The organism is Streptococcus sp. NPS 308, from assembly GCF_002355895.1.
Classification (GTDB): Bacteria; Bacillota; Bacilli; order Lactobacillales; family Streptococcaceae; genus Streptococcus.
The window spans coordinates 1,683,186-1,698,649 of record NZ_AP017652.1 but is presented as its reverse complement, the minus strand read 5'-3'; the positions used below and the strand labels follow the sequence as shown (position 1 = coordinate 1,698,649).

Below are 15,464 nucleotides of genomic sequence, written 5' to 3'. Positions count from 1 at the left end.
TCATCTAATGTTTTTAATTACAGAGTTCTACATCATATAATAAAAACCTTAAAGAAATCTAAAATGGGAATTATGTGTTAAGGAAATTATGGGAACAATCGATGGTAATTCACATTTGTTCTATATCTAATCCGGTGTTATTCTCTTTTTGATAGAAAAATGAAGTGGGGGTGATGTCCAAGCTTTCTTGATAATGGAGGGGAAAAGATTCTTTCTCGACTTTCAAATTCCCCCAAAAATGGTATAATAGTAACATCATAAAATTGGAGAAATAGCATGAGTTTTTACAATCATAAAGAAATTGAGCCCAAGTGGCAGGGCTATTGGGCCCAACATCATACATTTAAGACAGGAACAGATGCTTCAAAACCGAAGTTTTATGCTCTCGACATGTTCCCTTATCCTTCAGGAGCCGGATTGCACGTAGGACACCCAGAAGGTTATACAGCAACGGATATTCTCAGCCGTTACAAACGTGCGCAAGGCTACAATGTTCTTCACCCAATGGGTTGGGATGCCTTTGGATTGCCTGCAGAGCAATACGCTATGGATACAGGGAATGACCCAGCAGAATTTACGGCGGAAAATATTGCCAACTTCAAACGCCAAATCAATGCGCTTGGATTCTCTTACGACTGGGATCGTGAAGTCAACACCACAGATCCAAACTACTACAAGTGGACGCAGTGGATTTTCACCAAGCTTTACGAAAAAGGCTTGGCCTATGAAGCTGAAGTCCCTGTAAACTGGGTTGAAGAGTTGGGAACAGCCATCGCTAATGAAGAAGTCCTTCCTGACGGGACCTCTGAGCGTGGAGGCTATCCAGTTGTCCGCAAACCGATGCGTCAATGGATGCTTAAAATCACGGCCTATGCAGAGCGATTGCTTAATGACTTGGATGAGTTGGATTGGCCAGAATCTATCAAGGATATGCAACGCAACTGGATTGGTAAATCAACTGGTGCCAATGTAACCTTTAAAGTTAAGGGAACAGACAAGGAATTCACAGTCTTTACGACTCGTCCGGACACTCTTTTCGGTGCGACTTTCACTGTCTTGGCTCCTGAGCATGACTTGGTTGACGCTATCACAAGTCCAGAGCAAGCTGACGCAGTTGCAGACTACAAACACCAAGCTAGTCTCAAGTCTGACTTGGCTCGTACCGACCTAGCCAAGGAAAAAACAGGGGTTTGGACTGGTGCTTATGCCGTCAACCCTGTCAATGGCAAAGAAATTCCAATCTGGATTGCGGACTATGTTCTTGCTAGCTATGGAACAGGTGCTGTCATGGCTGTGCCAGCCCACGACCAACGTGACTGGGAATTTGCCAAACAGTTTGGTCTTCCAATCGTAGAAGTGCTGGAAGGTGGAAACGTTGAAGAAGCTGCCTACACAGAGGATGGTCTTCACGTTAATTCAGACTTCCTAGATGGATTGAATAAGGAAGATGCTATTGCCAAGATTGTCGCTTGGTTGGAAGAAAAAGAATGTGGTCAAGAGAAAGTGACTTACCGTCTCCGCGACTGGCTCTTTAGCCGTCAACGTTACTGGGGTGAACCAATTCCGATTATTCATTGGGAAGATGGGACTTCAACGGCTGTTCCTGAAAATGAATTGCCACTTGTCTTGCCAGTAACCAAGGACATCCGCCCTTCAGGTACTGGTGAAAGCCCATTGGCTAACTTGACTGACTGGCTTGAAGTGACTCGTGAAGATGGAGTCAAAGGTCGCCGCGAAACCAATACCATGCCACAATGGGCTGGTTCAAGCTGGTACTACCTCCGCTATATCGACCCACACAACACAGAAAAATTGGCTGATGAAGACCTCCTCAAACAATGGTTGCCAGTTGATATCTACGTGGGTGGTGCAGAGCACGCCGTTCTTCACCTGCTTTACGCTCGTTTCTGGCATAAATTCCTCTATGATATCGGTGTCGTTCCAACTAAAGAACCATTCCAAAAACTCTTTAACCAAGGAATGATCTTGGGTACTAGCTACCGTGACCACCGTGGGGCTCTTGTAGCGACCGACAAGGTTGAAAAACGTGACGGTTCCTTCTTCCACGTGGAAACAGGAGAAGAGTTGGAACAAGCACCGGCCAAGATGTCTAAATCTCTCAAGAACGTCGTTAACCCAGATGATGTAGTGGAACAATACGGTGCCGATACCCTTCGTGTCTATGAAATGTTCATGGGACCACTTGACGCTTCGATCGCTTGGTCAGAAGAAGGCTTGGAAGGAAGCCGTAAATTCCTCGACCGTGTTTACCGTTTGATTACAAGCAAAGAAATCGTTGCGGAAAACAATGGTGCTCTTGACAAGGTTTATAATGAAACCGTTAAAGCTGTTACTGAGCAAATCGAGTCGATGAAGTTCAACACAGACATTGCCCAACTCATGGTCTTTGTCAATGCCGCTAATAAGGAAGACAAACTCTATGTGGATTATGCCAAAGGCTTTATCCAATTGCTTGCCCCAGTTGCGCCTCACTTGGCAGAAGAACTCTGGCAAACAGTTGCAGCAACAGGTGAGTCCATCTCTTACGTGGCTTGGCCAACATGGGACGAAAGTAAATTGGTTGAAGACGAAATCGAAATCGTTGTCCAAATCAAAGGTAAAGTTCGTGCCAAACTCATGGTCGCTAAAGACCTATCACGCGAAGAATTGCAAGCAGTCGCTCTTGCTGACGAAAAAGTCAAAGCAGAAATTGATGGCAAAGAAATTGTGAAAGTAATTAGTGTACCTAATAAGCTTGTGAATATTGTGGTGAAATAACCAATTTATTTGCTCATTTGCCACCTCAAACAGTTCCCCAAACTGTTTGATCCAACTAAACTCGTCAATATCGTTGTTAGATAAGAAAAGAATCCTTCAGATTTAGAATCTGGAGGATTTTTTGAATGTTTTCATGAAAGTATGATATACTATGGGCAACTATAAAGTTTGAAAAGTAAAACAAGGAGAAAACGATGCCAGTAAATGAATATGGTCAGATGATTGGTGAGTCTATGGAAGGTTATACACCAGGTGAGTTGCCTTCCATTGATTTCTTAGAAGGGCGCTACGCTCGGATAGAGGCTCTTTCAGTGGGAAAGCATGCAGAGGATTTACTAGCTGTTTATGGCCCAGATACTCCTCGGGAGATGTGGACCTACCTCTTTCAGGAGCCGGTGGCAGATAGGGAGGAACTAGTCAGCCTTTTAAACCAGATGTTGACTCGTAAGGACCGTTTTTTCTATGCTATCTTGGATAGGAAGACGGGTAAGGTCTTGGGAACCTTTTCGCTTATGCGCATCGACCAAAATAATCGTGTAGTTGAAGTTGGGACTGTTATCTTTTCTCCAGAGCTCAGGGGAACACGAATAGGGACAGAAGCCCAGTATCTCTTGGCGCGCTATGTGTTTGAGGAGCTTAACTATCGTCGCTATGAATGGAAATGTGATTCTCTCAATCTGCCATCCAGACGAGCAGCGGAACGTTTGGGCTTTGTCTATGAAGGAACCTTCCGCCAGGCAGTCGTTTATAAGGGGCGTACGAGGGATACGGATTGGCTCTCTATGATTGATAAGGACTGGCCTCAAGTTAAAGCTCGTTTGGAAGCATGGCTGGCTCCCGAAAACTTTGATAAAGATGGACGGCAGTACAAGAGCTTGAGAGAACTCTAAGAGGTGATGACATGATTAGCGTGAGAAAGCAAGAAGTTGTCAAGTTAGAAGATGTTTTGCATCTCTATCAGGCAGTTGGTTGGACAAACTATACCAACCAACCACAGATGTTGGAGAAGGCCTTGTCTCATTCATTAGCGATTTATATGGCACTTGATGGCGATGCTGTTGTGGGCTTGGTTCGTTTGGTCGGAGATGGTTTTTCATCGATTTTTGTCCAGGATTTGATCGTTTTGCCTAGCTATCAGCGCCAAGGAATTGGTAGTTGCTTGATGAAAGAGGCTTTAGGTGATTACAAAGATGCCTATCAAGTCCAACTAGTGACCGAACAGACAGAAAAAACCTTGGGATTCTATCGTTCTCTGGGATTTGAAACCTTATCTACTTATGATTGTACAGGAATGATTTGGCTAGATCGAAAAAAATAAAATAATAATTTTTCTTAAGTAAAGTTTAAGTATCCTCGTGTATTATATAGTTATTAGATAAAGACCTCCTAATACTCTTCGAAAATCTCACCAACCTTCGTTAGAGTCGACTTAGCTAACTATCGTTATGCTTACGTCTATCTGCCTAGTCTAATTTCGATTTTCATTGAGTACCCTTTATTTAATGAAATCCCAAACTTTTCTTTTTCATCATAATCTCCTAAAGAAGTCACCCAATCAGGTGGCTTTTTTGTTGCTTAAGAAAGGAAATTTCACTTGGAAAAAATTTTTAAAAAATGATCAATCAGAGAAAAAGTTAAGTTAGCTTTAAGATTCATCTTGTATCATATATCATATAGTCATTAAATAAAGACCTCCTAACTTTATTTAATGAAATCCTAAACTTTTCTTTTTCATCATAATCTCCTAAAGAAGTCACCCAATCAGGTGGCTTTTTTGTTTGTAGGCTGGATTTTTGCTATAATAGGAGCATGAGTAGAATTTTAGATAATGAAATCATGGGTGATGAGGAGTTGGTAGAACGTACCCTCCGTCCCCAATATTTACGTGAATATATCGGTCAGGACAAGGTCAAGGATCAGCTACAAATATTTATTGAAGCCGCAAAAATGCGGGATGAGGCGCTGGACCATGTCCTTTTGTTTGGTCCCCCAGGTCTCGGAAAAACAACCATGGCTTTTGTCATTGCTAATGAATTGGGAGTTAATCTCAAGCAGACGTCTGGTCCCGTTATCGAAAAAGCCGGTGATTTGGTAGCAATTTTGAATGACTTGGAGCCAGGAGATGTTCTTTTTATTGATGAGATTCATCGCTTGCCCATGTCGGTAGAAGAGGTGCTATACAGTGCCATGGAAGACTTCTACATTGACATCATGATTGGTGCGGGGGAAGCTAGTCGTAGTGTCCATCTAGATTTGCCACCATTTACCTTGATTGGTGCGACAACTCGAGCAGGGATGCTGTCCAATCCTCTTCGTGCCCGTTTTGGGATTACAGGTCACATGGAATATTACGAACATGCTGACTTGACAGAGATTGTCGAGCGGACGGCAGATATCTTTGAGATGGAAATCACCCATGAGGCTGCTTCAGAGTTAGCTTTACGCAGTCGTGGAACTCCTCGTATTGCCAATCGATTGCTCAAGCGCGTGCGTGATTTTGCGCAGATTATGGGCGATGGCTTGATTGATGATGTCATTACGGATAAGGCCTTGACTATGCTGGATGTAGATCATGAAGGATTGGACTATGTGGACCAGAAAATCCTTCGCACCATGATTGAGATGTACGGTGGGGGTCCTGTCGGTCTAGGAACTCTCTCTGTAAATATCGCTGAAGAGCGCGAGACAGTAGAGGATATGTATGAGCCTTACCTAATCCAGAAAGGATTTATCATGCGAACTCGTTCAGGACGGGTCGCGACAGCTAAGGCTTATGAACATTTAGGGTATGAATATAGTGAAAAATAATCCATTCTAGTCGAAAGAAAGGAATACTGATGATACTGATATTTTTGCTTCTTCTTATAGCCTTACCTTTAATATTTCTATTATTAATCCTGTTCGCATTTATAATGAATAAAAAAATCGGTTTTAGCATGCTTTTCTTGCTTTTTATAGGACTCGTATTCTATATTTATAATAGTTATTATACTCTACAGCCAGGACAAAGTGTCAAAATACATATAGGTATAGCAAACGAAGCACTAGATCCTCGGACCGAACTCTATCTAGTAAAAAAAGATACAAGTGAACTACTTTTAACTGGACAAAAAATCTGGACACTTAGAGACAGTGACTTGTGGTATGATGTTGAGGAACAGCGTATCTCTCGTAGTAAAGTTAATGAAGATAGAGAAATTGTAAAGGAATATGTTGACAATAGATCTTCAAATGATTTATATATTAGTGAAAAGGGTTTGATAGCAAGGTATAAGGGTGAGAATGTATTTTATGTGACTAGTAGCGAACCGTATGATATTACCCTCACTAATGTAGGTAACGAGCCAGTAACTTTTACAGCCCATGTAGTTTATCGATGAAAACGGAGTAACTATGCTTATCAGACAAGATTTTTTACAAGCTATCCAATTAAACACAGATTTGATGAAAATCTTAACCATCATCCGTAACCTTGATCTGAAAGACTCGTGGTTGGCGGCAGGTTCTGTCAGGAATTTTATCTGGAATCTCTTGTCAGACAAATCGCCTTTTGACCGTGAAACAGATGTGGATGTGATTTTCTTTGATCCAGCTATCTCTTACGAAGATACGTTGGGTATAGAACGCAAGCTGAAAGAGAATTTTCCCCAATATCAATGGGAGTTGAAAAATCAGGTCTACATGCATCTGCACAGTCCTCACACTGCGCCCTATACCAGTTCTCGTGATGCTATGAGTAAGTATCCCGAGCGTTGCACGGCGGTAGGCCTTCGCTTGAATGCAGGTGCAACTTTAGAGCTCTTTGCGCCTTATGGTTTGGAGGATATTTTGAACTTTCAGGTTCGCCCAACTCCCCATTTTTTAGAAAATGACGACCGGATGAAGCTTTATCAACAGCGTTTATCTAAGAAAAACTGGCAAGAAAAATGGAAAAATCTCACATTTAAAATAACTTAAGGAAACTTTAAGTTAGGAATTGTACACTTATCTCATAAGTTAAGAAGACCTTAACTTAAACTCCTAAAACTTTTTCATAATAATCTCCCTATAAAAAATTAAGTCGCCCAATCAGGCGGCTTATTTTTTGTCTGCCTGCAAGCAGGGGCAGTAACTTAGCAATAGAAGAAAATAGGGAAATATGGTATAATGAAACGATAGATTTTTGAATAGGAATATGATCATGTTTGGATTTTTTAAGAAAGATAAAGCTGTAGAAGTTGAGGTTCCAACACAGGTTCCTGCTCACATTGGGATCATCATGGATGGAAATGGTCGCTGGGCTAAAAAACGGATGCAACCACGGGTTTTTGGTCATAAGGCGGGGATGGAAGCCCTCCAAATGGTGACCAAGGCAGCTAACAAGATGGGAGTTAAGGTTATCACAGTCTATGCCTTTTCAACGGAAAATTGGACGCGCCCGGATCAAGAGGTCAAGTTTATCATGAACTTGCCAGTCGAGTTTTATGATAACTACGTTCCCGAATTACATGCAAATAATGTTAAGATTCAGATGATTGGGGAAACAGACCGTCTGCCTAAGCCGACTTTTGAAGCTTTGAAAAAAGCAGAGGAGTTGACCAAGAACAACACAGGCTTGATTCTCAATTTTGCCCTTAATTATGGTGGTCGTGCTGAAATTACGCAGGCTCTTAAGGTCTTGGCTCAGGAAGTTCTAGATGCCAAAATCAACCCTGGTGATATCACAGAAGATATGATTGGGGATTACCTTTTCACGCAACACCTGCCAAAGGATTTGCGAGATCCAGATTTGATTATCCGTACGAGTGGTGAGTTGCGTTTAAGTAATTTCTTGCCATGGCAAGCAGCCTATAGCGAGCTTTATTTTACGGATACCTTGTGGCCTGATTTTGACGAAGTCGCCCTGCAGGAAGCTATTGCTGCCTTTAATCATCGTAATCGCCGATTTGGAGGAGTTTAGGAGAAGATATGACCAAGGATTTACAAAAGAGAACATTGTTTGCAGTATTGGCCCTGGCCATTTTCCTTCCAGTCTTGTTTGTGGGAGGACTCTTGTTACAGATAGGCATTGGTTTGTTAGCCATGCTGGCTGTCCATGAACTCTTGCACATGAAGGGGCTAAAGACCATGACCATCGAGGGGGCCTTGACCCTCTTTGCGACCTTTGCTCTCACAATCCCCTTAGAAAATTACCTAACTTTTTTGCCAGTTGATGGGAATGTGGTTGCCTACAGCGTTTTAATTACGATTATGCTAGGGACCACCGTTTTCAGTAAAAGCTATACCATTGAAGATGCCGTTTTTCCGATAGCGATGAGTTTTTATGTTGGTTTTGGCTTTAACGCCTTACTAGATGCTCGGGTGGCAGGTTTTGACAAGGTGCTTCTGGCCCTCTTTATCGTCTGGGCGACAGATAGCGCAGCTTACCTGATAGGGATGAATTTTGGTAAGCATAAGTTGGCTCCGAGAGTTTCTCCCAATAAGAGCATTGAGGGCTTTATCGGAGGTATTCTAGGTGCGGTACTGGTAACAGCAATCTTCATGCTTGTAGACAGTACAGTTGCTCTTCCTTATGGAATTTATAGAATGAGCCTCTTTGCCGTCTTCTTCAGTGTGGCAGGTCAGTTTGGTGACTTGATTGAGAGTGCTATGAAACGCCATTTTGGTGTCAAGGATTCAGGGAAATTTATCCCGGGTCATGGTGGTGTGTTGGATCGTTTTGACAGTATGCTAGTTGTCTTTCCTATCATGCACTTGTTTGGTCTCTTCTAAAGAAAGGAATATTGAATGATTGGATTGCTAACCTTTATCCTCGTTTTTGGGATTATCGTGGTGGTGCATGAGTTTGGACATTTTTATTTTGCTAAGAAATCAGGCATTTTAGTCCGTGAGTTTGCTATTGGTATGGGCCCCAAGATTTTTGCCCATATCGGTAAGGACGGAACTGCTTATACCATTCGGATCCTTCCTTTAGGAGGGTATGTTCGTATGGCTGGTTGGGGTGATGATGCGACGGAGATCAAGACAGGAACCCCGGTCAGTTTAACACTTGCCGAAGATGGTAAGGTCAAACGAATCAATCTATCTGGGAAGAAACTGGATCAAACAGCTCTCCCTATGCAGGTAACTCAGTTTGACTTTGAAGACAAGCTCTTTATTAAAGGCTTGGTCCTGGAAGAAGAAAAGACTTTTGCAGTCGATCACGATGCAACGGTTGTCGAGGCAGATGGAACCGAAGTGCGCATTGCCCCTCTGGATGTACAGTACCAAAATGCTTCTATCTGGGGCAAGCTCATCACCAACTTTGCAGGTCCCATGAATAACTTTATCTTAGGTGTTGTTGTTTTTTGGATCCTGATCTTTTTGCAAGGCGGTGTTAGAGACACTCAGACCAATCTCTTTCATGTCATGCCAGAAGGAGCTTTGGCTAAGGTAGGTGTAGCTGAGACCGCCCAAATTACCAAGGTCGGCTCGCATGAGGTTAAGAATTGGCAAGACTTGACTCAGGCTGTGGAAGCAGATACCAAAGACAAGACAGCCCCGACCTTAGACGTGACCATTTCTGAAAATGGTAGCGAAAAACAAGTCACTGTGACTCCAGAAGAAAATCAAGGACGTTACATTCTCGGGGTTCAACCAGGGGTCAAGTCAGACTTTCTATCCATGTTTGTTGGTGGATTTACAACCGCTGCTGACTCAGGGCTGCGTATCCTTTCGGCTCTGAAAAACTTGATTTTTCATCCAGATTTGAACAAACTCGGTGGTCCCGTTGCCATTTTTAAGGCAAGTAGCGATGCTGCTAAAAATGGTCTTGAGAATGTCCTCTATTTCCTAGCTATGATTTCCATCAATATCGGAATTTTTAATTTGATTCCGATTCCGGCTTTGGATGGTGGAAAGATTGTACTCAATATCCTAGAGGCTATCCGCCGGAAACCCCTTAAACAAGAAATTGAAACCTATGTCACCATGGCTGGTGTAGTTATCATGGTTGTCTTGATGCTAGCTGTGACCTGGAATGACATTATGCGACTCTTCTTTTAGATAATCGAGGAATATTATGAAACAAAGTAAAATGCTAATCCCAACGCTTCGCGAAATGCCAAGTGATGCTCAAGTTATCAGCCACGCCCTTATGTTGCGTGCTGGTTATGTTCGTCAAGTTTCTGCTGGTGTTTATTCTTACCTACCACTGGCGAACCGTGTGATTGAAAAGGCTAAAAACATTATGCGCCAAGAGTTTGATAAGATTGGTGCGGTGGAAATGCTAGCTCCTGCCCTTCTCAGTGCTGATCTTTGGCGTGAATCAGGCCGTTATGAAACCTATGGTGAAGACCTTTATAAACTGAAAAATCGTGAAAAGTCAGACTTTATCCTAGGTCCGACACACGAAGAAACTTTTACAGCTATTGTTCGTGACTCTGTGAAATCTTACAAGCAATTGCCACTCAACCTTTACCAAATCCAACCGAAATACCGTGATGAAAAACGTCCACGTAACGGACTTCTCCGTACGCGTGAATTTATCATGAAAGACGGCTATAGTTTCCATGCTAATTACGATAGTTTGGATGTGACTTATGACGAGTACAAGGCGGCCTACGAACGAATTTTCACTCGTAGTGGTTTGGATTTCAAGGCCATCATCGGTGATGGTGGCGCTATGGGTGGTAAGGATAGCCAAGAATTTATGGCCATCACACCTGCTCGTACAGACCTTGACCGCTGGGTTGTCTTAGACAAGTCAGTTGCCTCATTTGATGAGATTCCTGCAGAAGTGCAAGAAGAAATCAAGGCAGAATTGCTCAAATGGATGGTTTCTGGTGAAGACACCATTGCCTACTCAAGTGAGTCTAGCTATGCAGCTAACTTAGAAATGGCAACAAACGAGTACAAACCAAGCAACCGTGTCGTTGCGGAAGAAGAAGTAACTCGCGTGGAAACTCCAGGTGTTAAATCCATCGATGAAGTGGCAGCCTTCCTTAACGTTCCTCAAGAACAAACCATTAAAACTCTCTTTTACATGGCAGATGGTGAGCTTGTTGCAGCCCTTCTAGTTGGAAATGACCAACTCAATGAAGTCAAGTTGAAAAACCACTTGGGTGCAGATTTCTTTGACGTTGCGAGCGAGGAAGAAGTCGCAAGTGTCGTCCCAGCAGGCTTTGGTTCGCTTGGACCAGTTGGTTTGCCAGAAAATGTGAAAATCATTGCAGACCGTAATGTACAAGATGTTCGCAATGCTGTTGTGGGGGCAAACGAAGATGGTTACCACTTGACGGGTGTGAACCCAGGTCGTGACTTCACTGCAGAATATGTGGATATCCGTGAAGTTCGTGAGGGTGAAATTTCACCAGACGGACAAGGTGTTCTAAACTTTGCGCGTGGTATCGAGATTGGTCACATCTTCAAATTGGGAACTCGCTACTCAGCAAGCATGGGTGCGGATGTTTTGGATGAAAATGGCCGTGCGATCCCAATCATCATGGGTTGTTACGGTATTGGTGTCAGCCGTCTTCTCTCAGCAGTTATGGAACAACACGCTCGCCTCTTTGTTAACAAAACGCCAAAAGGTGAATACCGTTACGCTTGGGGAGTTAATTTCCCTAAAGAATTGGCGCCATTCGATGTGCATTTGATTACTGTCAATGTTAAAGATGAAGAAGCGCAAGTCTTGACAGAAAAATTGGAAGCCAACTTGATGGAAGCTGGCTACGAAGTCTTGACAGATGACCGTAACGAACGGGTCGGAGTGAAGTTCAGCGATAGCGACTTGATTGGTCTTCCAATCCGTATCACTGTAGGGAAGAAAGCAGCTGATGGTATCGTAGAAGTTAAGATCAAGGCAACTGGTGACACCATTGAAGTTCACGCAGACAACTTGCTCGAAACCCTTGAAATCCTAAGCAAGAAATAAAAACTATAATCAGAAGAAAAACAAGGCAAAAATGTAACTAGTTTTTACCTTGTTTTTTCTATATAATGAGAGTGAAGAATACATCATCAAGTTAAGAGGTATAAGTATGTTAAAATTTCCAAAGGATTTTGTCTGGGGTTCCTCCACTTCTGGACCACAGACAGAAGGACGAGTGCCAGGTGACGGCAAGGGGGACAATCTCTGGGATTATTGGTATCAGGTGGAACCCAATCGCTACTACAATGGGATTGGACCTGATAAAACATCGACCTTCTATGAAAACTGGGAAAAGGATATTGAGCTTTTGGTAGAGACTGGGCATACAGCCTTTCGTACTTCTATCCAGTGGTCTCGTATTTTCCCGCAAGGTCGTGGAGAAGTCAATCCTCAAGGTGTGGCTTTCTACCGTCAGGTCTTTGAAGCCATTAAGGCCAAGGGGATTCGTCTCTTAGTCAATCTCTATCACTTTGACCTGCCTTTTGCCCTACAAGAAGATGGGGATGGTTGGGAAAATAAGGCGACCATTAAGGCCTACGAAGACTATGCTCGTTTCTGTTTTGAGACCTATGGTGACTTGGTGGACCAATGGATTACCTTCAATGAGCCGATTGTTCCTGTGGAGTTTGGCTATTTTTATGATGCCCACTATCCTCACAAGGTGGATGCCAAAGCGGCGGTTCAGGTAGCTTATAATACACAACTGGCTAGTAGTCTTGCGGTGAAGGCTTGTCATGAGGTTCTGCCTGATTCTAAGATTGGGATTGTCCTCAACTTGACACCAGCCTACCCACGTAGCCAACATCCTGCGGATGTGAAAGCCGCTCGTATTGCGGATCTCTTTCAAGCCCAGTCTTTCCTAGATCCATCTGTCTTGGGAACTTATCCAGAAGAATTGGTGGAGATTTTAGCTGGGCATGATTTGCTGCCAGATTCTACAGCAGAAGAGTTGGACCTCATTCGTGAACATACAGTGGACTTTCTTGGAGTCAACTACTACCAACCTTTACGCGTCATGGCCCCACGTTTTGCTAAACATCCTGACAGTCCCCTCTTGCCAGAGCATTTCTATGAGCCTTATGTCATGCCCGGTCGCAAAATCAATCCTCACCGTGGTTGGGAAATCTATGAGCAAGGGATTTACCATATCTCTCAAAATATCAAGGAAAATTATGGCAATATCGAGTGGATGCTGACAGAGAATGGCATGGGTGTTGAAGGTGAAGATAAATTCCGTGAGAATGACATGATTCAGGACGACTATCGTATTGACTTTGTCAAAGGGCATCTTGCTGAGCTTCATCGCGCCATTGAAGACGGTGCTAACTGTAAGGGCTACTTGATTTGGACCTTTATCGATTGCTGGTCATGGCTCAATAGCTACAAGAACCGCTATGGTTTGGTTGAGCTTGATTTGGAAACGCAGGAACGTCGCCTGAAGAAATCGGGTCACTGGTTCAAAGAGCTTAGTGACAATAATGGATTTTAAGAATAAAAAGTGAGATGATCCTCATCTCACTTTTTATTCTAAGATCATCACCAAGCTCCCAATCGTAATCAAGAGACAGCCGATAATTGTTTTAAACGTCAGGACATCCTGTAGGAAGAAAAAGGCTAGAACGAGGGTAAGGACGAGACTGAATTTATCGACAGCAGATACCTCAGTTGCATTGCCCATCTGCAAGGCCTTGTAATAGCAGAGCCAGGAGGCGCCCATGGGGAAAATCAGACAAGATGGGAAGAGAAGATAAAAGTGCGAAGAAAAACCACATGGCAAATACCTCCTCTATTCATTATAAGTAATTGATGCTGACTTGCCAGGTATCAAGTGAAATCTTGATAAAATACCAGATAGAAAACTATACCAATTTTTATTCTTGACAAGTGAGAAAAACAAGTATATACTGTTTTTGCTGATTCTGTAAAAGGGAAATCAGACTATACCAATTTAAGGAGAAAGCACAGCTAGTCTGTGTCGTATATACTATGTGTGGAATTGTTGGTGTTGTTGGAAACACAAATGCAACTGATATTTTGATTCAAGGGCTTGAAAAGCTCGAATACCGTGGCTATGATTCTGCGGGGATTTTTGTCCTAGGTGGTGCTGAAAATCACCTAGTCAAGGCTGTAGGCCGGATCTCAGAATTGTCTGCTAAAACTACTGGCGTTGAGGGAACAACTGGTATCGGACATACGCGTTGGGCGACTCATGGTAAACCAACGGAAGATAACGCTCACCCACATCGCTCGGAGACTGGACGTTTTGTCTTGGTCCACAATGGAGTGATTGAGAACTACCTTGAAATTAAGGAAAAATACCTCGCAGGTCACCACTTCAAGGGGCAAACAGATACGGAAATCGCAGTGCACTTGATTGGAAAATTTGCCGAAGAAGACGGTCTCTCAGTTCTTGAAGCCTTCAAAAAAGCCCTTCACATCATCCGTGGTTCTTATGCCTTTGCCTTGATTGACTCTGAAAATCCAGATGTCATCTATGTCGCTAAGAACAAATCTCCACTTTTGATTGGTCTTGGGGAAGGCTATAACATGGTCTGCTCCGATGCTATGGCTATGATTCGTGAAACCAACCAATACATGGAAATTCATGACCAAGAGTTGGTAATCGTCAAGGCTGATAGTGTTGAAGTTCAAGACTATGATGGTAATCGCCGTGAGCGTGCTAGCTACACTGCTGAGCTAGACTTGTCAGATATCGGTAAGGGGACTTATCCTTACTACATGCTCAAGGAAATCGATGAGCAACCAACGGTGATGCGTAAACTCATCCAAGCCTACACAGATGAGGCAGGTCAAGTAGTGGTTGACCCAGCTATCATCAAGGCTGTTCAAGATGCAGACCGCATTTACATCCTTGCAGCTGGGACATCTTACCACGCAGGCTTTGCTTCTAAGAAGATGCTGGAAGAATTGACGGATACACCTGTTGAACTTGGAATTTCATCTGAGTGGGGCTACGGTATGCCACTTCTCAGCAAGAAACCACTCTTCATCTTTATCAGCCAGTCTGGTGAAACAGCTGACAGCCGTCAAGTTTTGGTCAAAGCTAATGAATTGGGCATTCCAAGCTTGACAGTGACAAACGTGCCAGGTTCAACACTTTCACGTGAAGCCAACCATACCATGCTCCTTCACGCGGGTCCTGAAATTGCTGTAGCATCAACCAAGGCCTACACAGCACAAATCGCAGCCCTTGCCTTCCTTGCAAAAGCTGTCGGAGAAGTAAATGGCAATGCCAAAGCCCAAGACTTTGACCTGGTTCATGAGTTGTCAATCGTAGCTCAGTCTATCGAATCAACTCTTTCTGAGAAAGAAACCATTGATGCCAAGGTTCGCGACCTTCTTGAAACAACTCGCAACGCCTTTTACATCGGACGTGGTCAAGATTACTACGTAGCCATGGAAGCCAGTCTCAAACTCAAAGAGATTTCTTACATACAGTGTGAAGGCTTTGCGGCAGGAGAACTCAAGCATGGAACCATTGCCTTGATTGAAGAGGGAACTCCTGTTTTGGCCCTCTTGTCAGATCCAGTCCTTGCTAACCACACTCGTGGAAATATCCAAGAGGTCGCAGCCCGTGGTGCTAAGGTTCTCACTATTGCAGAAGAAAATGTTGCTAAAGAGACAGACGATATCGTCCTTACGACCGTCCATCCTTACCTCTCACCAATCTCAATGGTCGTGCCAACTCAATTGGTTGCGTACTTCGCAACGCTACACCGTGGCCTCGATGTGGACAAACCACGTAACCTTGCCAAGTCAGTAACAGTAGAATAAG

Annotated in this window: 13 protein-coding genes; 12 read left to right on the top strand and 1 reads right to left on the bottom strand. The window is 43.4% G+C overall.

All coding sequences use genetic code 11. The features are described 5' to 3' along the window. Window positions 1-276 precede the first annotated feature (276 nt). From leuS to SNAG_RS08500, 11 genes are all read left to right on the top strand, one after another. Window positions 277-2,778, top strand: a complete 2,502-nt coding sequence (gene leuS / locus SNAG_RS08550) for a leucine--tRNA ligase (RefSeq protein ID WP_096408452.1) — start codon at window positions 277-279, stop codon at window positions 2,776-2,778. Between the two features lie 194 nt (window positions 2,779-2,972). Continuing rightward, window positions 2,973-3,668, top strand: a complete 696-nt coding sequence (locus SNAG_RS08545) for a GNAT family N-acetyltransferase (protein ID WP_096408449.1) — start codon at window positions 2,973-2,975, stop codon at window positions 3,666-3,668. An 11-nt stretch (window positions 3,669-3,679) separates the two neighbouring features. Next, window positions 3,680-4,096 carry a GNAT family N-acetyltransferase gene (locus tag SNAG_RS08540; RefSeq protein ID WP_096408447.1) on the top strand — a complete coding sequence of 139 codons (417 nt, stop codon included), beginning with the start codon at window positions 3,680-3,682 and terminating at the stop codon, window positions 4,094-4,096. A gap of 491 nt (window positions 4,097-4,587) precedes the next feature. After that, window positions 4,588-5,586, top strand: a complete 999-nt coding sequence (gene ruvB / locus SNAG_RS08535) for a Holliday junction branch migration DNA helicase RuvB (RefSeq protein ID WP_096408444.1) — start codon at window positions 4,588-4,590, stop codon at window positions 5,584-5,586. Window positions 5,587-5,615: 29 nt separating this feature from the next. Further along, window positions 5,616-6,158: a hypothetical protein gene (locus tag SNAG_RS08530; protein ID WP_096408442.1), complete on the top strand. Its 543-nt coding sequence runs from the start codon at window positions 5,616-5,618 to the stop codon at window positions 6,156-6,158. A 13-nt stretch (window positions 6,159-6,171) separates the two neighbouring features. After that, window positions 6,172-6,735 carry a nucleotidyltransferase family protein gene (locus SNAG_RS08525; protein ID WP_096408439.1) on the top strand — a complete coding sequence of 188 codons (564 nt, stop codon included), beginning with the start codon at window positions 6,172-6,174 and terminating at the stop codon, window positions 6,733-6,735. Window positions 6,736-6,958: 223 nt separating this feature from the next. After that, complete coding sequence (locus tag SNAG_RS08520; RefSeq protein WP_096408437.1) at window positions 6,959-7,717, top strand: isoprenyl transferase; 759 nt, start codon at window positions 6,959-6,961, stop codon at window positions 7,715-7,717. Window positions 7,718-7,725: 8 nt separating this feature from the next. After that, window positions 7,726-8,529, top strand: coding sequence for a phosphatidate cytidylyltransferase (locus tag SNAG_RS08515; protein ID WP_096408434.1), 804 nt, complete (start codon window positions 7,726-7,728; stop codon window positions 8,527-8,529). A 15-nt stretch (window positions 8,530-8,544) separates the two neighbouring features. Next, a complete protein-coding gene (gene rseP, locus SNAG_RS08510) occupies window positions 8,545-9,801 on the top strand; it encodes an RIP metalloprotease RseP (protein WP_096408432.1) in 1,257 nt (418 codons plus the stop codon). Between the two features lie 16 nt (window positions 9,802-9,817). Further along, window positions 9,818-11,671, top strand: coding sequence for a proline--tRNA ligase (locus tag SNAG_RS08505; RefSeq protein WP_096408429.1), 1,854 nt, complete (start codon window positions 9,818-9,820; stop codon window positions 11,669-11,671). 106 nt (window positions 11,672-11,777) lie between these two features. Beyond that, complete coding sequence (locus tag SNAG_RS08500) at window positions 11,778-13,157, top strand: glycoside hydrolase family 1 protein (protein ID WP_096408427.1); 1,380 nt, start codon at window positions 11,778-11,780, stop codon at window positions 13,155-13,157. A 33-nt stretch (window positions 13,158-13,190) separates the two neighbouring features. On the opposite strand, the gene SNAG_RS08495 is transcribed toward SNAG_RS08500, so the two are convergent. Further along, window positions 13,191-13,385, bottom strand: coding sequence for an EamA family transporter (locus tag SNAG_RS08495; RefSeq protein ID WP_081103491.1), 195 nt, complete (start codon window positions 13,383-13,385; stop codon window positions 13,191-13,193). Between the two features lie 269 nt (window positions 13,386-13,654). On the opposite strand from SNAG_RS08495, the gene glmS reads away from it, so the two are divergent. Beyond that, entirely contained in the window at window positions 13,655-15,463 is a 1,809-nt protein-coding gene (gene glmS, locus SNAG_RS08490; RefSeq protein ID WP_096408424.1) for a glutamine--fructose-6-phosphate transaminase (isomerizing), read from the top strand. Window position 15,464: the final 1 nt, after the last annotated feature.